This is a genomic window from Rhodovarius crocodyli, from assembly GCF_004005855.1.
GTDB classification, from domain to species: domain Bacteria; phylum Pseudomonadota; class Alphaproteobacteria; order Acetobacterales; family Acetobacteraceae; genus Rhodovarius; species Rhodovarius crocodyli.
In genome coordinates this window covers 161192-180813 of the sequence record NZ_SACL01000003.1, presented here as the reverse complement: position 1 = coordinate 180813, position 19622 = coordinate 161192, and the positions used below count along the sequence as shown (strand labels likewise).

The 19622-nt window shown below is 68.2% G+C and carries 20 protein-coding genes and 1 tRNA gene; 11 read left to right on the top strand and 10 right to left on the bottom strand.

Annotated features, from left to right (window positions below; translation table 11 throughout):
• Nucleotides 1-47: 47 nt before the first annotated feature.
• The 4 genes from EOD42_RS10040 to EOD42_RS10025 are packed head-to-tail and all read right to left on the bottom strand — an operon-like array spanning nt 48 to nt 4260.
• The gene (locus tag EOD42_RS10040) at nt 48-1253 is read right to left on the bottom strand and encodes a CaiB/BaiF CoA transferase family protein (protein WP_127787394.1); all 1206 of its coding nucleotides are present in this window, start codon (nt 1251-1253) and stop codon (nt 48-50) included.
• Between the two features lies 1 nt (nt 1254).
• Nucleotides 1255-2238 carry a Bug family tripartite tricarboxylate transporter substrate binding protein gene (locus tag EOD42_RS10035; protein WP_127787393.1) on the bottom strand — a complete coding sequence of 328 codons (984 nt, stop codon included), beginning with the start codon at nt 2236-2238 and terminating at the stop codon, nt 1255-1257.
• Between the two features lie 45 nt (nt 2239-2283).
• Nucleotides 2284-3462 (bottom strand): thiolase family protein, encoded by a 1179-nt coding sequence (locus tag EOD42_RS10030; protein WP_127787392.1) that lies wholly within the window; start codon nt 3460-3462, stop codon nt 2284-2286.
• 12 nt (nt 3463-3474) lie between these two features.
• Nucleotides 3475-4260, bottom strand: a complete 786-nt coding sequence (locus EOD42_RS10025) for an enoyl-CoA hydratase/isomerase family protein (protein ID WP_127787391.1) — start codon at nt 4258-4260, stop codon at nt 3475-3477.
• A gap of 101 nt (nt 4261-4361) precedes the next feature.
• Between EOD42_RS10025 and EOD42_RS10020 the strand changes: the two genes are divergently transcribed.
• The 3 genes from EOD42_RS10020 (at nt 4362) to EOD42_RS10010 (ending at nt 8166) form a co-directional block, all read left to right on the top strand.
• A complete protein-coding gene (locus EOD42_RS10020) occupies nt 4362-5120 on the top strand; it encodes an SDR family NAD(P)-dependent oxidoreductase (protein WP_206020312.1) in 759 nt (252 codons plus the stop codon).
• A 120-nt stretch (nt 5121-5240) separates the two neighbouring features.
• The gene (locus EOD42_RS10015) at nt 5241-5831 is read left to right on the top strand and encodes a TetR/AcrR family transcriptional regulator (RefSeq protein ID WP_127787389.1); all 591 of its coding nucleotides are present in this window, start codon (nt 5241-5243) and stop codon (nt 5829-5831) included.
• Nucleotides 5832-6087: 256 nt separating this feature from the next.
• Nucleotides 6088-8166 (top strand): ATP-dependent helicase, encoded by a 2079-nt coding sequence (locus EOD42_RS10010; RefSeq protein WP_127787388.1) that lies wholly within the window; start codon nt 6088-6090, stop codon nt 8164-8166.
• 253 nt (nt 8167-8419) lie between these two features.
• Here EOD42_RS10010 and EOD42_RS10005 read toward each other — a convergent pair.
• Nucleotides 8420-8496 (bottom strand) — tRNA-Arg (locus EOD42_RS10005).
• Nucleotides 8497-8667: 171 nt separating this feature from the next.
• On the opposite strand from EOD42_RS10005, the gene EOD42_RS25875 reads away from it, so the two are divergent.
• Nucleotides 8668-8841: a hypothetical protein gene (locus EOD42_RS25875; RefSeq protein WP_164867863.1), complete on the top strand. Its 174-nt coding sequence runs from the start codon at nt 8668-8670 to the stop codon at nt 8839-8841.
• A gap of 99 nt (nt 8842-8940) precedes the next feature.
• On the opposite strand, the gene EOD42_RS10000 is transcribed toward EOD42_RS25875, so the two are convergent.
• Both EOD42_RS10000 and EOD42_RS09995 read right to left on the bottom strand, forming a co-directional pair.
• Nucleotides 8941-9981, bottom strand: a complete 1041-nt coding sequence (locus EOD42_RS10000) for an ABC transporter substrate-binding protein (RefSeq protein ID WP_127787387.1) — start codon at nt 9979-9981, stop codon at nt 8941-8943.
• A gap of 142 nt (nt 9982-10123) precedes the next feature.
• The gene (locus EOD42_RS09995) at nt 10124-11140 is read right to left on the bottom strand and encodes an ABC transporter substrate-binding protein (RefSeq protein ID WP_127787386.1); all 1017 of its coding nucleotides are present in this window, start codon (nt 11138-11140) and stop codon (nt 10124-10126) included.
• A gap of 400 nt (nt 11141-11540) precedes the next feature.
• On the opposite strand from EOD42_RS09995, the gene EOD42_RS09990 reads away from it, so the two are divergent.
• Complete coding sequence (locus EOD42_RS09990) at nt 11541-12530, top strand: sensor histidine kinase (RefSeq protein WP_164867862.1); 990 nt, start codon at nt 11541-11543, stop codon at nt 12528-12530.
• On the opposite strand, the gene EOD42_RS09985 is transcribed toward EOD42_RS09990, so the two are convergent.
• Together EOD42_RS09985 and EOD42_RS09980 are read right to left on the bottom strand one after the other, a co-directional pair.
• Nucleotides 12519-13127, bottom strand: a complete 609-nt coding sequence (locus tag EOD42_RS09985) for a GDSL-type esterase/lipase family protein (RefSeq protein ID WP_127787384.1) — start codon at nt 13125-13127, stop codon at nt 12519-12521. The genes EOD42_RS09990 and EOD42_RS09985 overlap by 12 nt on opposite strands.
• A complete protein-coding gene (locus tag EOD42_RS09980) occupies nt 13127-13636 on the bottom strand; it encodes a DUF3421 domain-containing protein (RefSeq protein ID WP_127787383.1) in 510 nt (169 codons plus the stop codon). Before EOD42_RS09980 ends, EOD42_RS09985 begins: the two co-directional genes overlap by 1 nt.
• 149 nt (nt 13637-13785) lie before the next feature.
• Here EOD42_RS09980 and uvrB point away from each other — a divergent pair, with 149 nt between their 5' ends.
• The 5 genes from uvrB to EOD42_RS09955 all read left to right on the top strand — a co-directional run bounded on the left by uvrB (nt 13786) and on the right by EOD42_RS09955 (nt 18884).
• Nucleotides 13786-15987 carry an excinuclease ABC subunit UvrB gene (gene uvrB / locus EOD42_RS09975; RefSeq protein WP_127787382.1) on the top strand — a complete coding sequence of 734 codons (2202 nt, stop codon included), beginning with the start codon at nt 13786-13788 and terminating at the stop codon, nt 15985-15987.
• A 299-nt stretch (nt 15988-16286) separates the two neighbouring features.
• Nucleotides 16287-16973 carry a fumarylacetoacetate hydrolase family protein gene (locus tag EOD42_RS09970; RefSeq protein ID WP_127787777.1) on the top strand — a complete coding sequence of 229 codons (687 nt, stop codon included), beginning with the start codon at nt 16287-16289 and terminating at the stop codon, nt 16971-16973.
• A gap of 48 nt (nt 16974-17021) precedes the next feature.
• Nucleotides 17022-17819 (top strand): exodeoxyribonuclease III, encoded by a 798-nt coding sequence (locus EOD42_RS09965; protein ID WP_127787381.1) that lies wholly within the window; start codon nt 17022-17024, stop codon nt 17817-17819.
• 13 nt (nt 17820-17832) lie between these two features.
• Complete coding sequence (tsaB, locus tag EOD42_RS09960; RefSeq protein ID WP_127787380.1) at nt 17833-18450, top strand: tRNA (adenosine(37)-N6)-threonylcarbamoyltransferase complex dimerization subunit type 1 TsaB; 618 nt, start codon at nt 17833-17835, stop codon at nt 18448-18450.
• Nucleotides 18447-18884, top strand: coding sequence for a GNAT family N-acetyltransferase (locus EOD42_RS09955; RefSeq protein WP_127787379.1), 438 nt, complete (start codon nt 18447-18449; stop codon nt 18882-18884). The genes tsaB and EOD42_RS09955 overlap by 4 nt, the downstream gene beginning before the upstream one ends.
• Here the strand turns inward: EOD42_RS09955 and EOD42_RS09950 are convergent.
• Nucleotides 18864-19085 (bottom strand): sulfurtransferase TusA family protein, encoded by a 222-nt coding sequence (locus EOD42_RS09950; protein WP_276318137.1) that lies wholly within the window; start codon nt 19083-19085, stop codon nt 18864-18866. The genes EOD42_RS09955 and EOD42_RS09950 overlap by 21 nt on opposite strands.
• 101 nt (nt 19086-19186) lie before the next feature.
• Here EOD42_RS09950 and EOD42_RS09945 point away from each other — a divergent pair, with 101 nt between their 5' ends.
• Nucleotides 19187-19618, top strand: coding sequence for a MucR family transcriptional regulator (locus EOD42_RS09945; protein ID WP_127787377.1), 432 nt, complete (start codon nt 19187-19189; stop codon nt 19616-19618).
• Nucleotides 19619-19622 lie beyond the last annotated feature (4 nt).

The window sequence follows — 19622 nt, the reverse complement described above, 5'->3', positions numbered from 1 at the left end:
CACGAGGCCCAATGCCGGACCAGATCCCTGGCCTGAGGCACCCGGTGTCAGAGGATGCCTGCGGTGCGCAGCATTCTGATTTTGACGGGGTCGAGACCCAGGCCCGTCAGGATCTCGTCGGTGTGCTCGCCCAGCGCCGGCGCCGCCGCGATGCTTCCTGCCGGTGTTGCCGAGAATTTCGGTCCCACGCCTTGCATCCGCAACTCTCCGAGGCGCGGATGCCGGACGGTCTCGATGTTGCCGCGTGCCTGGTAGTGCGGGTCGGCCACAATCTCATCTATCGACAGCACGATGGCATAGGCCAGCCCATGCGCGTCCAGCGCCGCCGTGACGCTTGAGACCTCGTTGCCCTCGATCCAGGCGGCGACGATGGCATTGATCTCGTGGATATGCCGCCAGCGCAGGTCGTGGCTGCTGAACCTCTCCATACTCGGCAGTTCGTCCCGGCCCATCGCCTTGCACAATCGCCCGAACATGGCGTCGTTGGAGATGGTCAGGATCAGATAGCGGCCATCCCGCGTGCGGAAGTGCTCGCCCGGCGCGCCCGCCAGGCCGATATTGCCTTGGCGTTCCCGCACCTGGCCCAGCCGGTCATAGGCCACGGTCAGCACGTCGGTGAAGCGGAACACCGATTCATACAGCGCCAGGTCGATATGCTGCCCCGTGCCCGCCGGCGTGGCATCGCGGTGATACAGCGCCATCATCAGCGAGAGCGCCCCGAACAGGCAGGTCTGATAATCCGCGATGGACACGCCCGACTTCACCGGCGGCCGGTCCGGAAAACCGGTGATGTGCATCAGGCCGCCGAAGGCCAGCGCGATCCGGTCATAGCCGGCGCGGCCCGCATAGGGGCCATCCTGCCCGAAGCCCGAGATGCTGAGCAGCACGATGCGCGGGTTGACGGCCTTTAGCGCCTCATAGTCCAGGCCCAGCCTGGCAAGCGTGCCGGGCCTGAAATTCTCCACCACCGCATCGGCGTCGCGCACCAGTTGGAGGAAGAGCTCCCGACCCTCCGCCGCCTTCAGGTTGAGGGTGACGGATTTCTTGTTCCTGGCCTCCACGTTCCAGAACAGGCTCTCGCCTTCCAGGAACGGCCCGATATGGCGCAGCGTATCACCGGTGCCGGGCTGCTCGACCTTGATGACCTCGGCGCCGAAATCCGCCAGCAGCGTGCAGGCAACCGGCCCCGCCAGCATGGTGCCGAGATCGATGACCCGCAGCCCCGCCAGGGGGCCCTGTCGCGTGGCCGCCATCTCAGTTCAACCGCCCGCCGGCCCGGACGAAATCGACCACCCGCGCCCATTTGGCACGCTCGGCATCCTGGAACCGGATCGCTTCCTCCACCGTGCCCGGGGCGGGCTCCAGTCCGCGCGCGCGCATGGCCTCCGCGTTCGCGGGCGCGCGCAGGAAGGTGTTCAGCGCCTCGTTCAGCCGCTGCACCGGCCCGTCCTGCGTGGCGCGCGGCGCATAGAGACCAACCCAGGTATCGACCACATAGCCCGGCAGCACGCTGGACCCGCGCGGCACGCCGGGCAGCGAGGGCTCCGCCGTGCTGATGATCGCCAGCGGTGTCACCAGCCCCTCGCGGATATGGGGAATGACCGAGACGGTGTTGGTGATCGCGGCATCGATGTCGCCCGACAGCAGCGCCGCCTCGGCCTCCGACGCGCCGCGATAGGGAACGTGCAGCAGTTCGATCTCCGCCGTCAGGGACAGGAACTCGCCCGCCAGATGGAAGGCGCTGCCCTGGCCGTTGGAGCCATAGCTGAGCCTGCCTGGGCTGGCCTTCGCGCGCGCGATCAGGTCCGGCAGGGAGCGGATGCCGCTCTTGCGGCTGGCGACCAGGATGGTCTCCACGGTGGCCAGCATGCCGACGGGCCGGAAGTCCCGCGCCATGTCATAGGTCACCTGGCTGGTTAGCGGGTTCACCACCACCACGCTGCTGTTGCCCAGCAGCAGCGTGTAGCCGTCCGGGTTGGCGCGGGCGACATAGTTGGCGCCGATGGAGCCGGTGGCGCCTGGGCGGTTCTCCACCACCATCGGCACGCCGAAGGCCTCGGTCAGGCGCTGTGCCAGCAGGCGTGCGGCATAGTCGGTGCTGCCGCCGGCGGCCATGGGCGCCACCAGCGTCACCGGCCGCGCCGGATAGGCCTGGGCGAAGGCAGGCGCGCTCAGCGCCGTCCCCGCCAGGGCCTGCAGCACGGTCCGCCGCGCGGGGCGGCTCATCCATTCACTCATTCTGGGTTCTCCCGTTGGCGGGCGCTCTTGCGGCGCCCTTTGATCTCAAACGTGCAGGACGGTCGCCACGCCCACGGCGGCATCGGGCCCGATCTGGCCGCCATTGTTCTCGGCCAGCGCGACCTTGGCACCCTCCCGCTGGCGGCCCGTCGCGGTGCCGCGCAGCTGCTGGGTCAGCTCGACGATCTGCGCGGCGCCGGTGGCCCCGATCGGGTGGCCGCGGCTGAGCAGCCCACCGCTGGGGTTGACCGAGACCCGCCCCCCCAGGCCCGTCGCGCCGGAACGCAGCAGCGCGGGCGCCTCGCCCTGGCCGCACAGGCCGAGATTCTCATAGTGCAGCAGCTCGGCCGGCGCGGTGGCGTCGTGCAGTTCCACCACATGCACGTCCTGCGGGCCGATGCCCGCGCGCTCATAAACCGCCTGGGCGCAGCGCTCCGCGCAGTTGGGCAGGCTGAGGTCGGCCAGGCCCGACACCACGCTGATGCCGCCGATCCACACCGGCTTCGGGCTGCCGAGCCGCCGCACGGCGGCAGCCGAGGCCAGCACGATCGCGCTCGCCCCATCGCCGATCGCGGAGCACATGGGCAGGGTCAGCGGGTTGCTGATCATCCGCGCGCCGAGGACCGCCTCCGCCGTGGTCTCGGTGCGGAACTGGGCATAGGGGTTGCGCGCACCGGCCTGGCGGCTCTTGACCACGATGCCGGCGAAATCCTCGGCGGTGGCGCCGGTCTTGGCCATGTAGCGGCGGGTCTTCTCGGCGTAGATGTCCATGAAGATGGAGCCGTTGCCGGCGCCCACATGGTCGGGCAGCTTCTCCTCCAAATCCACCGCCCGCGCGAAGGCCTGGGAGGAGACGGTCTTGTCCGGATGGGTCAGCTTCTCAGCGCCGACCACCAGCGCCAGGTCGATCTCCCCGGCCGAAACCGCGAGCCAGGCGTGGTAGAGGGCGGTGCTGCCGGAGGCGCAGGCATTCTCGACATTGGACACCGGCTTGCCGGCGAGGCCGGTGAAGCGCAGCGCGGCCTGGCCGCGGATCATCTCCTGCCCGGTGATCAGCCCGGCGGCGGAATTGGCGAAATACACATGGCCGATCTCGGTGGCGGCCACGCCGGCATCCGCCAGCGCCTCGGCCACCGCGGCCTCGCTCATCTCGCGGATGCCTCGGTCCATGAATTTGCCGAACGGCGTCATGCCGATGCCGATGACGGCGCATTGCTGTTGCATGGTCGTTTCCTCTCAGCGGCCCTGGAAGGCCGGCTTGCGCTTCTCGCGGAAGGCGGCCAGTCCCTCGGCGCGGTCGAATGATGTGGCGTGCAGTTCGTTCAGGTCGCGCTCGCGGCGCAGCGCGGTCTCGGGCGACTGGCTGACGGCGTCCGTCAGCGCCTCCTTCATGCGGGCCAGCACCAGCGGGCTCTTGACCGTCAGGCGGTCGGCCAGCGCCAGCGCCTCGGGCATTAGTGCGTCGTCGGGATGGACGGCGTCCACCAGACCCGCTTCCAGTGCCTGGTCCGCGCTCCAGATATCGCCGGTCAGCATCAGGCGCTTGGCGCGGGCCAGGCCGATGCGGCGCGGCAGGCGCATGGTGGCACCCCCGCCCGGGAACATCGCATAGTTGGAATGCGCATCGCCCAGCCGCGCCGAGGACGCGGCCAACAGGAAGTCGCAGGCCAGCAGCAGCTCCAGCCCGCCGGCCACAGCGATGCCGTTGACCGCGCCGATCACGGGCTTGGGGCCGCCCTCCAGCATCGAACCCAGGCGCAAGATGCTGCGGATGAAGGGCGTGTTGTCCACGCCAGCCATGGCGCGCTTCTCGCTCTCCTTCAAATCTGCGCCCGCGCAGAAACCGCGGCCGGTGCCGGTCAGGATGATAGCGCCCACTTCGGGCGCGGCGACGGCGCCCGCCACCTGTTCGATCAGCAGCGTGACCATGCTGGGTGTCAGTGCGTTCAGCGACGCCGGGCGGTTGAGGGTCAGAATGCGCACCCGCCCCACGGTGGATGCCAGGACCTCTTGCGGTTCCATCTTGCGGATTGCCCTCCTCGGTCAATCGATCTAACACTAGGTATGTTTAGTTACCGGAGGGTAGGATGACTTGCAAGAGCCCGTTTTCGCTAGAGGGGCGCGTGGTGCTCGTGACGGGCGCCGGCCAGGGCGTGGGCCGCGCCATCGCCACCGCCATGGCGGAGGGCGGCGCCCGCGCCGTCGTGGTCAACGACTTCTTCCAGGAGCGCGCGGAGGCCGTGGCAGCGGAGTTGTCGGCGCGGGGGCTGGAGGCGATGGCCGCGCAGGCGGATGTCACCAGCCCCACCTCGGTCGACGCGATGATGGCGGCGGTGCGGGCGCGCTATGGCGCTTTGCACGTGTTGGTGAATAATGCGGGCAATGCAGGCCCCGGCCTGATCCCCGCCGAATTGCCGAAGTTCTGGGAGATGGACCCGGCTGATTGGCAGCCCTGGCTGGCCACCAATCTGATTGGGGTGATGAACTGCTGCCGCCCCGCCGCACCCTTGCTGATGCAGCACGACCAGGGGCGCATCATCACCGTCATCTCCGACGCGGCGCGGGTGGGTGAGCCCGGCTATGCCGTCTACTCCGGCGCCAAGGCGGGCGCGGCCGGCTTCATGCGGGCCATGGCCAAGGAGATGGGTCGCTACATGACCACGGTGAACTGCATCTCGCTGGCCAGCATCGAGACGCCGGGCCTGGCCGAGCGCAACAGTGACCCGGAGCGGGTAAAGAAGAAGCTCGCGCGCTATGTCATCCGCCGGCAGGGGAAACCATCGGATGTGGCGGGGGCGGCGGTGTTCCTGGCTTCCGAGGCAGGCGCCTGGATCACCGGACAGACCCTGTCGGTCAATGGCGGATACGCCTTCAACCTGTGAACTGGCCGGGTGTGGCGCGCGGGTTTATGTAGGTCGAATACGCCCTTCGCGGGCGCAGCAAAGGACAAGATCGGCGTGGCGCCTGTGCGAAAATCCGCCCTCGATAAGAACCTGCTCCCCATGCCGTTCAACCGGCAGGAGGTGGGGGAAGCCAAGCGCATCGCCATCATCCGAGCCGCGGGCGCCGCGTTCAAGGTGAAGGGTTTTCACAACACATCCCTAAACGATGTGGCCGAGGCGCTGGGGGTGACGAAGCCCACCATCTACTATTATGCCGAGAATAAGCAGGACCTGCTGTTTCAGTGCCACCAATACGCGCTGGACATGGGCGAGGAATCCTTGGACTACGCAAAGACCGGCGCCACCGGGCTAGAGCGTATCCAGCGGGCGCTGTTCAAGTACATCGAACTGATCACGCACGATTTCTATGCCTATTCACTGCTGTCGGACCTGAAGGATCTGAACGAGACACAGCGCACCACGCTGCGCGAAAGGCGACGTTACTTCGACACCGCGTATCGGCAGATGATTCTGGACGGGGTGCGGGACGGCTCGATCCGAGAATGCGACCCCAAGCTGGTCACCTTCTGGTTCATGGGCGCCACCAACGCCATTCCCCATTGGTTTAACAATGCCGGCGAGCTGTCCGGCACCGAGATCGCCGAGGTCTATGTCTCGCTGCTGACCGAGGCGATCAAGGCGCGGGACTGAACGCTCCGCCAATGATAGCGCTGTCCGGCATCGCTGGAGGCTGAGCATATCGGCCCCAACGCTCCGCCGGACCTGGGCATCGTCAAGGTGTTCTCGCGCTTGGACCAGGGAGGGTGCCGTGGAGGCGCTGCATTCCCGTTGGCTGGCGTTGACCGTTCCCGCAGCCGCTTGAGGAAGGCTGTTCCCTCTCTGTTCGCAGCACCCTACAATAGGCGCCGAGCGCCCGGGGGGCGGGCGCCGTCTCTTGGGGGCCGCCGTGGCGGAAAGTGGAACGCGCGCGCCGCTGGCGCGACTGAACGATGCGCAGCGCTTGGCGGTCGAGCACGGCATCGCCACCCATGGCGTGCGGCCTGGCCCGCCGCTGCTGGTCATCGCGGGCGCGGGCTCCGGCAAGACAGACACGCTGGCGACCCGCGTCGCCCATCTGATTGCCCTCGGCGCGGATCCGCGCCGGATGCTGCTGCTCACCTTCTCGCGCCGAGCCGCCGTCGAGATGACCCGGCGGGTGGAGCGCGTCGCCGGCCAGTTCGCCGGCCGCGATGCGCGGCTCACCACCGATGGACTGCACTGGGCCGGCACCTTCCACGGCATCGGCGCCCGGCTGCTGCGCGATTGTGCCGAACAGCTCGGCCTCGACCCTGCCTTTACCATCCATGATCGGGAGGACAGCGCCGACCTGATGAACCTGGTCCGGCACCAGCTCGGCTTTTCCAAGACGACGGAACGCTTCCCGACCAAAGGCACCTGCCTGGCCATCTACTCCCACGCCGTGAATGCGGAGATGCCGCTGGGCGATGTGCTGGCAGCACATTTTCCCTGGTGTGGTGTGTGGGAGGAGGAACTCAGGAAGCTCTTCGCCGGCTATGTCGAGGCCAAGCAGGCCCAAGGCGTGCTCGATTACGACGACCTGCTGCTCTACTGGTGCCACGCCCTGGCCGAGCCCGCGATCGCGGCCGAAATGGGCGCGCGCTTCGATCATGTGCTGGTGGATGAGTACCAGGATACCAACCGGCTGCAGGCCTCGATCCTGCTGCGGTTGAAACCGGATGGGCGCGGGCTGGTGGTGGTGGGCGACGATGCGCAGTCCATCTATGCCTTCCGCGCCGCCACGGTGCGCAACATCCTGGACTTTCCGCAGCAGTTCAGTCCGCCTGCCGGGGTGGTGACGCTGGAGCGCAACTACCGCTCCACCCGGCCCATCCTGGCCGCCGCCAACGCCGTGATCAGCCTGGCGCATGAGCGCTTCACCAAGAACCTCTGGACCGATCGCGAGGCGACCCAGCGCCCCTTGCTGACCATCGTGCGCGACGAGGCAGACCAGGCCCGCTGCATCGCTGAGCGCATCCTGCGCCACCGCGAGGAAGGCATGACGCTGAAGGACCAGGCCGTGCTGTTCCGCACCAGCAGTCACAGCGCGGCGCTGGAGGTGGAGCTGCGCCTGCGCAACATCCCCTTCGTGAAGTTCGGCGGGCTGAAATTCCTGGACGCGGCGCATGTGAAGGATGTGCTGGCGCTGCTGCGCTTTGCGGAAAACCCGCGCGACCGGGTGGCGGGCTTCCGGGTGCTGCAATTGCTACCGCATGTGGGGCCGGCCGCGGCGCAGCGTGTGCTGGATGCCATCGCGCCCGCGCCGTCACCGCTGCTGGCGCTGGCCGACGCCCCGCCGCCACCGAAGGCCGGCACCGCCTGGCCCGCGCTGGTCACCGCGCTGCGATCCCTGCACGAGCGTGCTCATGGCTGGCCCTCGGAGCTGGCCCTGGCGCGGCGTTGGTACGAGCCGCATCTGGAACGCCTGCATGAGAATGCCGAGACCCGCCGTGCCGACCTGGTGCAGCTGGAACAGATCGCCGGCGGCTATCCCTCACGCGACCGGTTCCTGATGGAGCTGACGCTGGATCCGCCTGGCGCCACGAGCGACGAGGCCGGCGCCCCCAGCCGTGACGAGGATTACTGCACGCTATCGACCATCCATTCCGCCAAGGGGCAGGAGTGGAAGTCGGTGTTCCTGCTGAACGTCGTCGATGGCTGCATGCCGTCCGACATCGGCACCGGCCAGCAGCATGACATCGAGGAGGAGCGCCGCCTGCTGTATGTCGCGATGACCCGCGCGAAGGAGGCCCTGACCCTGATGGTGCCGCAGCGCTTCTTCGTGCACCGGCAGGCGCAATATGGCGACCGGCATGTCTATGCCGCGCGCACGCGCTTCATCCCCGACGCACTGCTGGAGCATTTCGAGCAGGATCATTGGGCCGGCCAGGACCCCGAAGCCCTATCGCCGGCAAAGAGCAAGGTCAGGGTTGATCTCAGCAGCCGGATGAAGGCGATGTGGGACTAGGATGACAGGGCACTGAGCTGCTGCCGCTTTGATGCATGGTGAGTTTAGCGTGTTGATGCCCTGGATCCGCCATGGATGGGTCGGCACCGGGGACACAGAGCGAGCCAGCGTCGGGTATGCCAGGCGTTTGGCGTCGGTCAGCCGTACCGATGCAATCTCCCGCACAAGGCTCAATCGCCATGCCGAGGCAACCCGCTGCGCGACAGATGAGGCTGCCAGCCTCTCTACCAGTCAGATAACCTACTGATTTGATTGGCGGACCCGAAAGGATTCGAACCTTCGACCTCTGCCTTCGGAGGGCAGCGCTCTATCCAGCTGAGCTACGGGTCCACGCCGGCGCCACACCTAACCCATTCGTCGCGACATGGAAAGCGCCCGGCGGCCGCAATCCGCCGATAGAAAACCACTATCCGGCCCATCGAAAGCCCGGCGTCGCGGCCCCGCCCCGCCCGGCATAAGGTCCCCTCACACGCCGCTTCCAGCCGCGAGAGGATGAGACCGATGACACGCTTCGCCGCCGCTTCCGCCCTGGTGCTGGCCCTGGCCACCGGCAGCGCGACAGCCGCCCCGCCCCCGGCGCGCGACACCGCGGCAGAGGCCCAGGCCCGGGACTACGCGGCCGCCAAGGACCGCTCCGCGATCACGCTGGCCCTGCGGGCGCCGCGCCGGCGCTGACAGCGCCACAACCTATCGCGGATGGCCGCTTTCCATCCGCGATGGCCACCGGTGCCGGGCTTCTCCCACCCCTGTACCGGCACCGGTGGCCGCCCCCCCTTACAGGGCGCGGGCGGCGGCCGGCGGCAGGAAGCGGTCGTCGTAGAAACGGTCGGCCGCAGGCATCGCACCCAGGCTGTAGGCATCCTTCACGGCGGCCAGCTGGCGCTCGATACGCGGCGCCTCCATCACGCCCAGGCCCAGCCGGCGCACGTTCGGGCTGTCGGTCAGCTCGCCCATCGCGATGTCCTGGCGCGCCAGCTCGGTCGGCACGTCGGTCAGGGGCTCGCGCTCCTTCAAGGCCTGCACCGCGTCGGCGCGGTTGTGGAAGGCGTACTTCACCCCGCGCAGGATGGCCGCCACCGAACCGCGCACCGCCTCGGGGTTGTTGCGCACGAAGGTGCGGGTGCTGACGATCACGAAGCCGTAGAAGAAATCCAGCCCCAGCTCCCGATAGCGGAAGATGCGCTGCTGCGGCGTGTCCATGCCCAGCGCCTTCAGGCTGATGATGCTGCTGGTGATGAAGCCCGTGATGCCGTCGCAGCGGCGCTGCACCAGCATCGGCTCCCGCAGCTCCGGCGAGACGGAGAGCCAGTTGATGCTGGCCGGGTCCACGCCGTTCAGCTTGGCCGCCACCGGGAACACCTGGCGCCCGCCGTCGAACTCGGGGGCCGCCAGCGTCTTGCCGGCCAGATCACGGAAGCTGTTGATGGGTCCGTCGGCGCGCACCGTGGCGCAATGGGGCGGCTGGTCCCACACCAGGCCCAGGCACACCAGGTCATTGTCCGGGTTCTGGGACATGAAGCGCATCAGCGGCGTGGGGTCGCAGGTCGCGATGTCCACGGTGCCGGCCGCGATGTCGATGGGCACCCGGCCGGAACCGAAACCGCGGGAAACGGTGGCGTTCACGCCTGCCTCACGGAAGAAGCCGCGCCGGTCGGCCACGGCGGCGTAGGTGTAGGCGCCGTGGAAGATCCAGTCGATCGAGAAGCGGACGGCGGGGCCCTGCGCCCGGGCGGAATCCAGCGGGGCGGAAACCAGCGGCGCCGAGAGGGCCGCGGCGGCGCCGAACGCCGTGCGGCGGGAAAGCAGAATGGTCATCGTGATGCTCCCGGGTGAGATGGGCGATTGAGGCGCGCCCACCCCCTGCGGAGCAATTCAGGAAACGCGCCGGATTGCCCCCACGGCGCAGGGGTTGGGGCATGGCTGTTCACATGCCCCGTGAGATCGCACAGAAAACGGGCTAGAGCATGCGCTCGGCCGCCGGAGGCAGGAAGCGGTCGGTGTGGAAGCGGTCCACGCTGGGCATCTCACCCAGGCTGTAGGCCTCCTTCACGGCCGCGATCTGCCGCTCCAGCCGCGGCGCCTCGATGATGCCGAGGCCGAGGCGGCGGACATTCGGGCTGTCCACCAGCTCCTGCATCGCCATGTCCTGGCGGGTGCCCTCGATGGCCACGTCGGTCAGCGGTTCCTTGCCGCGCAGCGCCTGGATGGCGGCGGCGCGGTTGTGGAAGGAATACTTCAGCCCCTTCAGCAGGGCGGCCACCGTGCCGCGCACGGCCTCCGGGTTGCGCTGGGCGAAGGTGCGCGTGGTCAGGATCACGGAGCCATAGAAGAAGTCGAGCCCGTGCTCGCGATAGCGGAAGATGCGCTGCGCGGGCAGGTCCATGCCCAGCGCCTTCAGGGACAGCGCGGTGGAGGTGACGAAACCCGTGATGCCGTCGGCGCGGCGCTGCACCAGCATCACCTCGCGCAGCTCGGGCGCGACCGACATCCAGTTCACGCTGGCGGGGTCGATGCCGTTCAGCCGCGCGAAGACCGGAAACACCTGGCGGCCGCCGTCGAATTCCGGGGCGGCCAGCGTCTTGCCGGCCAGCTGGCTCACCTGGGTGATCGGGCCGTCGGCGCGCACGGTGGCGGAGCCCGGCGCCTGGTCCCACATCAGGCCCACCGCCAGCAGGTCGTTGTTCGGGTTCTGCGACATGAAGCGCAGCAGCGGCGTGGGGTCGCAGGCCGCGATGTCGAAGGTGCCGGCGGACATGTCGATGGGCACGCGGGCGGAACCGAAGCCGCGCGTGATGGTCACGTCCAGGCCCTGCTCGCGGAAATAGCCCTCGCGCTCGGCGGCGGCACCGAAGGCATAGGGGCCATTGTAGATCCAGTCGAAGGAGAAGCGCACGGGCGTGCGCTGCGCGCGCGCGATGGCGGGCGCGAAAAGCGGGGCGGCGGCCAGCGCCAGGGTGCTGCGGCGAAAGATCATGGGGTCCTCCTGATGCGCGTCACAGGACAGGAAGCGGGGGTGGCGCGGCAAGCGGCAAGCAATGGGCCGCGCGGCGCGCCACGCAGCCACCGCCCGCGCCGCGCGCAGCCACCCGCGCGGCTGCCCGTGGCGCGGGCAAGTCGGCCGGCCCCAGGCACGCCGAAGACCCGCCGCGCGCGCAGAAACAGGGCATGCATCACGCAGAATGTTATGCCGCAGCGACAGGCGATTGTATTCGCAGGGTAAATCGGGCCGCTCTTGGCGCAGCGCCGCCGCATCGGCATCATCGGCCCGCGCGACCGCCCCCCGGTCGCGGAAATCAGTCAGACTAACATGTGTTATGGTGCCGGAACGACTTGGCGTTCAGGCTGACTTGGCAGAAGGATCCCGACCAGCACCCATGCATCGCCTATTGAGGATGTCGCCCCTGCGGCAACGGCCGCTCGCCGGCTACAGCTTCGGCCTTCTGTGCTTCATTGTCGCGTTCGCGGTGCGCTATTGGGCAGGCCCGACGATGGGCAACCTGCCCTTCGTCACCTTCTTCCTGGCCAGCCTGACCACGACCGTCGTCGCCGGGTGGCGCCCGGCGGTGCTGGTCATTGCCTTGTCCTTCTTCGCGTCCTGGTACTTCTTCCTGCATCCCTATGCCAGCTTCGCGCTGCCCTGGCCGCAGGGCTACATCGCGCTGGCCTTCTTCCTGGCGGTCTCCGGCACCGAGACGGCGGTGCTCGCCTTCCTGCACCGCGCGCTGGAACAACTCGCGCAGGAGCGCGAGCGGGTGGAGAAGCTGCTGAACCACGAGAAGCACCTGTATCACGAGCTTCAGCACCGCGTGGCCAACGGCATCCAGTCCCTCGCCTCCATCCTGTCCATCCAGGCGGCCACTATCGCGGATGCCGAGGACGCCGAGATGGCGCTGACCGACGCCGCGACGCGGCTGCGCGGTGTGGCGGCGGTGCACCGCCAGCTGCATGACCCCGCCCTGGCCACCGCCAGCTTCGGCAGCGTGCTGCACGGCCTGGCGCGCGACATGCTGGACAATGCGGGGCTGCAGGCGGTGCGGCTGGATGTTTCCGTCACCAGCCCGCCGCCCGACCAGGACAGCGCCACGACCCTGGCCATGGTGGCGCTGGAAGCGACCAGCAACGCCATCAAGCACGCCTTCGCGCAGCGCGACACCGGGCAGCTCACGATCACGCTGCGGCGTGAAGGCGCGCTCCTGGCGCTGTGCGTCGCCGATGACGGGCCGGGCCCCGGCCCGATGCGGGACGGCAGCCTGGGCATGACCATCATGGAAGGCTTCGCCGAGCGCTTCGGCGGGCGCGTCAGCCTGACGGCGCAGCCGCAGGGCGGGTCGCTGCTGCGCCTGGAAATGCCGCTACGGCGCTGAGGCCGCGCCGAGCCAGGCGCGCCATGCTGGCCAGCGGCTGAACACCGCCGCGACCTCGGCATAGCCTTGGGCATTCGGGTGCGCGCCGTCGCCGGCCGCGACCTCCCGCGCCCAGGCGGCCGAGCCCGCCGCCGTCTCGAACACCGACAGATAAGGCACGCCCAGCCGCGCGCAGAGCTGGGCGAAGCCCTGCCCCAGGGCCGCGATGCGTGCGTCCGTCGCCGGCTCATGGATCGGGAAGGGGCCGACCATCAGCACCGGGCGCCAGGCGGCAGCCGCGAGCAGTATCGCCTCCGCATGCGCCAGCGCCGCGGCGTGGTCGACCCGCACGCCGCCGCCCGCGTCGTTCGCGCAGCAGTCATTGGCACCGAAGGAGAAGACCAGCCTGCCGTCATGCGCGGCAGGCAGCCGCGCCTCGGCCTCCCTCCGCCAGCGGGCACGGACGTCGGCGCTGGTGTCGCGCCGGATACCGAGGTTGTAGCAGGTGAGATCCGTGCCGCCGCGGCGTGCCTCAGCGCAGGCGCGGCCGACCCAGCCCAGGCATTCATCGTCGCCCGTGCCGTTCACCATGCTGTCGCCGAAGAAGCAGACGCGCATCAGCCCTCCAGCACCTCATAGCGGTTCAGCGTGTATTCGGCGCTCCCGTAGCTGATGTTGCAACCCTCGAACCCCGGCCGGATCTTGCCGAGCTGGATGCTGCCGCGGAACTCTCCACGGCAGACGAACAGCGGGCGCTGGTCGGCCTCATTGCCGGCCTGCAGCGCGCGGGCCGGCACCTGCCCACCCTGGGCGGGGGTCCAGCGGCCGCTGCCGGTCATGGTCATGTAGCGTTCGGTCGTGAACTCCCTGCCGCCGAAGCCGATGACGCAGCCCATGAAGCCCTCGCGCAGCTTGCCGGGGTGCTGGCCGCCACGGTGAAAGCCCGAGCAGACATAGAGCGACTGGCCGTTGGTATCCCGGCCCATGGGCTGCGCGCCGGAGGGCATCTGGCCGCCGCGCTGCTCCACCCAGCCGATGCCGCCATGCGGGGCGCGGACCTGTGCCTCAGCCCGCACCGCCGCCTGCGCCAGCAGCGCCGCCAACAGCACGCGCAACATCAATGCCATGGGGGGTTCCTCCGGATTTCGTGAGAAACGTTAACACGGTGCCGGCAGGATGTACGGTCCTTATCGCGCCATGAGCCAGGCACGGGCGCCGCAAGGAACATCGCGAGAACAGGGGTGCGAAAGCCGCCGGCAGCGCCTATCTTGCGCCCATGGACCACACGCTGATGCCGATGACCTTCAAGCCCGAGCGCCGGCCGATCCCGGAGTTCACCAAGGCGCTGAAGGTCGAAAGCCCGTTCCAGCCCAACGGCGACCAGCCGCAGGCGATCCGGGAACTGGTGGCCGGCGTCGAGAGCGGCGAGCGCGACCAGGTCCTGCTGGGCGTCACGGGGTCCGGCAAGACCTTCACCATGGCCAAGGTGATCGAGGCGGTGCAGAAGCCCACCCTGATCCTGGCGCCGAACAAGACCCTGGCCGCGCAGTTGTACGGCGAGATGAAAAGCTTCTTCCCGAACAACGCGGTGGAGTATTTCGTCAGCTACTACGACTATTACCAGCCGGAAGCCTATATTCCGCGCAGCGACACCTATATCGAAAAAGACAGCCAGATCAACGAACAGATCGACCGCATGCGGCACAGCGCCACCCAGGCGCTGCTGGAGCGCAACGATGTGGTCGTGGTGGCCTCCGTCAGCTGCATCTACGGTATCGGCGGGGTCGAGACCTACTCCCGCATGGTGGTCAAGCTGGAGCGTGGCGGGCGGATCGACCGCGACGTGCTCATCAAGGGGCTGGTCGAGCAGCAGTACCGCCGCAACGACAACGCCTTCCAGCGCGGCACCTTCCGCGTGCGCGGCGAAAGCGTGGACATCTGGCCGTCACAGCTGGAGGACCGCGCCTGGCGCATCTCGATGTTCGGTGACGAGGTGGACGGCATCCGGGAATTCGACCCGCTGACCGGCGAGATCACCTCGGAGCTGGACAAGGTCTCGATCTATGCCAACAGCCACTATGTGACGCCGCGCCCGACGCTGAGCCAGGCCATCGGCCGCATCAAGATCGAGCTGAAGGAGCGCCTGCGGGAGCTGGAAAGCGAGGGCAAGCTGCTGGAGGCGCAGCGACTGGACCAGCGGACCACCTTCGACATCGAGATGATGGAGACGACGGGCAGCTGCAAGGGCATCGAGAACTACAGCCGCTACCTGTCGGGCCGTAACCCGGGCGACCCGCCGCCGACCCTGTTCGAATACCTGCCGACCGACGCGCTGCTGGTGGTGGACGAGAGCCATGTGACCGTGCCGCAGATCGGCGGCATGTACCGCGGAGACTTCGCGCGCAAGGCCATCCTGGCCGAGCACGGCTTCCGCCTGCCTTCCTGCATCGACAACCGCCCCCTGAAGTTCGAGGAATGGGACGCCTTCCGCCCGCAGACGGTCCATGTCTCGGCCACGCCCGGCGCGTGGGAGATGGAGCGCACCGCCGGCGTGTTCGCCGAGCAGGTGATCCGCCCCACCGGGCTGCTGGACCCGGTCTGCGACATCCGCCCGGTGGAAGGCCAGGTGGACGACCTGCTGGCCGAATGCCGGGAGGTGAACCAGAAGGGCGGCCGTGTGCTGGTCACGACCCTGACCAAGCGCATGGCCGAGGACCTGACCGAGTACATGACCGAGGCCGGCATCCGTGTGCGCTACCTGCACAGCGACGTGGACACGCTGGAGCGCATCGAGATCATCCGCGACCTCAGGCGTGGCGTGTTCGACGTGCTGGTGGGCATCAACCTGCTGCGTGAGGGCCTCGACATCCCCGAATGCGCGCTGGTCGCCATCCTGGACGCGGACAAGGAAGGCTTCCTGCGCAGCACCACCAGCCTGATCCAGACCATCGGCCGCGCCGCGCGCAACGCCGAGGGCCGGGTGGTGCTGTATGCCGACCGCATGACCCAGAGCCTGAAGAACGCGCTGGGCGAGACCGAGCGCCGCCGGGCCAAGCAGCTGGCCTATAACGAGGAGCACGGCATCACGCCGACCACCATCCGGCGCGAGATCTCGGACGTGCTGAAGGACGTGTCGCAGGGCGACTACGTCACCGTGGAAGCGGTCGAGGGCGACGCCACCGCCGAATTCGTCGGCAAGGACCTGCGCGCCAGCATCGCGGAGCTGGAGAAGCGCATGCGCGCCGCCGCCGCCGAGCTGGAATTCGAACAGGCCGCGCGCATCCGCGACGAGATCAAGCGGCTGGAGAATCTGGAGCTTGGCCTGGACAGCGCCGCCACGCCCAACCTGGCCGGGCGGTCCCTGCAGGACAGCGTGCCGGTCAAGGGAAAGCGCCCGAAGGCCGATTGGAAGCCGAAACCGCTGGGCCCCGGCGGCGGCGGCTATGATCCCGCAAAGATGAAGAAGCGTGGACGTTGAGTCCCACAACCATCACGAGATTCTGGTTTTGCCAAAATGAGAGTCTGGCGCTAGTATGGCGTTAGTCGGCGCATGTTGAACGCCGGCGGACGGCCCGGTATCCCCTGCCGGCTCGCCCTACCACTCCGATCGGAAGTACAACAATGGGCGCCCGACCACCCCCCTGGTCGGGCGCTTTTTTGTTTCACAACGTATCGTTGTCGCGCGCTCCTCAGATTTTACTTTAAGTACCGCCGCCCTTCCCTGCACCGCGATGCGCTGGTAACGCTTGGCCAGCATTCATGCGCGAAGAGGCTCCGATGCCCGAATACGTGATCCCTGCCCCGCCGCAGGCCTTTCTGCCCATCAAGGGCAGCGACGCGGTGTTCCCGGTGCGCCGCATCTATTGCGTCGGCCGCAACTACGCCGAGCACGCGATCGAGATGGGCAGCGACCCGACCCGCGAGCCGCCCTTCTATTTCGCGAAACCCGCCGATGCGGTGGTGCTGCCGGGTGAGGGCATGCCCTATCCGCCCGCGACCAAGAGCCTGCACCACGAGATGGAGCTGGTGGTCGCCATCGGCGTGGGCGGCTTCGACATCGCGCCCGCCGACGCGCTGAAGCATGTCTGGGGCTATTGCTGCGGCCTGGATATGACCCGCCGCGACCTGCAGAACGAGGCGAAGAAGACCGGCCGCCCCTGGGACATGGGCAAGGGCTTCGACCACTCCGCGCCGATGAGCGAGCTGGTGCCGGCCGAGGGCGTCGACCCCGGCAAGGGCAAGATCGAGCTGAAGGTGAACGGCAAGGTCACCCAGACCTCCGACCTGTCCAAGATGATCTGGTCGGTGCCGGAAGTGATCGCCAACCTGTCGGGCCTGGTCACGCTGCACCCCGGCGACCTGATCATGACCGGCACGCCCGAGGGCGTGGCGGCCGTGCAGCGCGGCGACCTGCTGGAAGGCATGGTCGAGGGCGTGGGCACCATCGCCGTCAAGATCGGCTGAACTGGTTCACTTTTTGGGGCCGCTCCCTTCGGGGGGCGGCTGGTAGTCATGCGCATCGCCACCTGGAACATCAACTCCGTCCGCCTGCGGCTGCCTTTGCTGACGGGGGTGCGCGATGCGCTGGCGCCCGACGTGATCTGCCTGCAGGAAACCAAGACCCCCGACGAGTTCTTCCCGCTGGAGGGCATCAAGGCGCTGGGTTATCCGCATGTCGCGATGCGCGGCATGAAGGGCTACAACGGCGTCGCGATCTTCTCGCGCCACCCGTTCACCGTGCTGCCCGACACCCCGGACTGGTGCCTGAAGGGCGACTGCCGGCATCTGGGCGTGATGCTCGACGCACCGGGCGGCCCGATCGAGCTGCACAACTTCTACATCCCCGCCGGCGGCGACATCCCGGACCGGCTGGTGAACGTGAAGTTCGCCCATAAGCTGGACTTCCTGGCCGAGGCCACGGAATGGTCGGTGGCCAATGCCGCCGCCCCGCGCCGCGTGCTGGTGGGCGACCTGAACATCGCCCCGCTGGAACACGATGTCTGGTCGCACAAGGAATTGCTGAAGGTCGTCTCCCACACGCCCATCGAGGTGGAGGCGCTGAACCGCTGGATGCAAAAGGGCGCGTGGTACGATGCCATGCGCCATTTCGTGCCGGCGGAGGAGAAGCTCTACACATGGTGGTCCTATCGCGCGCAGGATTGGGCGGCGTCCAATCGCGGGCGGCGGCTGGACCATGTGTGGGTCTCGCCCGACCTGGCCCCCGCGCTGAAGGGCATGCAGGTGCTGCGTGAGGCGCGCGGCTGGGAGAAGGCCAGCGACCATGTGCCGGTGATGGTGGAACTGGGGTGATGGTGGAACTGGGATGATCCTGGCGCTGGAATCGGCGGGCCCGCGCTGCTCGGTCGCGCTGTGGGACGGCGCGGTGGTGGCCGAGGCCTCACGCGACGAGGCGCGCGGCCATGCCTCCATCCTGCCGGTGCTGGTGCAGGAGGTACTGGCCGGACGGCAGCCTTCGGCCGTGGCGGCGGGGGTGGGGCCCGGCGGCTTCACGGGCCTGCGCGCCGGGCTGGCGCTGGCGCAGGGCCTGGCCCTGGCGCTGGGCGTGCCGCTGCTGGGCGTGACAACCGGAGAGGCCCTGGCCGCCGAGGCGGATAACCCCGATGCGCTGCCTGTCTGGGCCGCCATCGACAACAAGCGCGGCCGGATCTTCCTGGAACGCCCTGCCCTGCCGCCGGTGGCGCTGGATGAGGCGGCGCTGCCGATGCCCGAGGGCCCGATCCTGCTGGCCGGCGACGCGGCGGAGCGCACGGCGGCGGCGCTGGCGGCGCGCGGCGCCGATGCCCGTGCCGTGCCGCCCTTGCTGGCCCATGCGCGCGGCGTGGCGCGGGTCGCGGCCGCGATGCTGGCGGGCGAGCTGCCGCGCCGCGCGGCCGAGCCGCTCTATATCGACGCCCCGGCCACCACATCGCCCCGGCCATGATCGAGCCGCAGCCCGCGGGCGTCGGGCAGGCGGCCGATCTGGCCGCCCTGCACGCCACCGCCTTCACCGGGCCGGACGCCTGGAGCGCCACCTCGATCGCGGGGCTGCTGGCCAGCCCCGGCTGCTATGCGCTGTGGCTTCCGGGGCAGGGCTTCATCATGGCCCGCGCGATCGCCGGAGAGGCGGAAATCCTGACCCTGGCCGTCGCGCCCGCCTTCCGGCGGATGGGCCTGGGCGGGCTGTTGCTGCGCGGCGCGATCGCCGTGGCGCGAGAAGTCGAGGCAACAACAATTTTCCTTGAGGTTGCATCGAACAATACTGGTGCGCTGCATTTGTATCGTACGAGCGGATTCGAGGCGCAGGGCCTGCGTCGGCACTACTACAGCGATGGAAGCGACGCTCTCGTGCTATCGTTATCCCTTCCGAATAATTAATCTTCCCTCCTCATGTAAAATCACCGCATGGCCCTGTTCTGTAGCGGTTTTCGGGAGATTCCTTGCAGGCTCCTCGCCCGCATATAGTACCTCCAGAAGCTCACCCTTCGCCATGCGATCCAGCTTCAGCCGAGTTCGCACAAAGGTCATCGGGCAAGTTTCGCTGCGTATATCGAGCTGTTGGTCCGGCTGATCTGACATACTTTTCAACATTTCTTTCCTAAGTCCCGCCCTATAGGATATTGCCCCGACACGGGAAACTCACGTATCGATACTCATCATCCAAATAGGGGACGGTTTTCATGCTTGATAATGAATCGGCACAGGATCTACTGGGCCTGACGGCGGAGATCGTGTCTGCGCACGTCTCCAACAACCCCGTTGCCATGGCAGACCTGCCGGGGCTGATCGCCCAGGTTCACAGCGCGCTGACCAATCTGGGCAAGCCTGCGCCGGAGCCCGAGGCGAAGAAGCAGGAACCGGCCGTTCCCGTGAAGAAGTCCGTCACGCCGGATTATCTGGTGTGCCTGGAGGACGGCAAGAAGCTGAAGATGCTGAAGCGCCACCTCAAGACCGCCTACAACATGTCCCCCGAGCAGTATCGCGAGAAGTGGGGCCTGCCGGCCGATTACCCCATGGTCGCCGAGGCCTATGCCCAGAAGCGTTCGGACCTGGCCAAGCAGATCGGCCTGGGCACCAAGCCCCGCGGTCGCCCCGGCCGCGCGAAGGGCTGAAGCC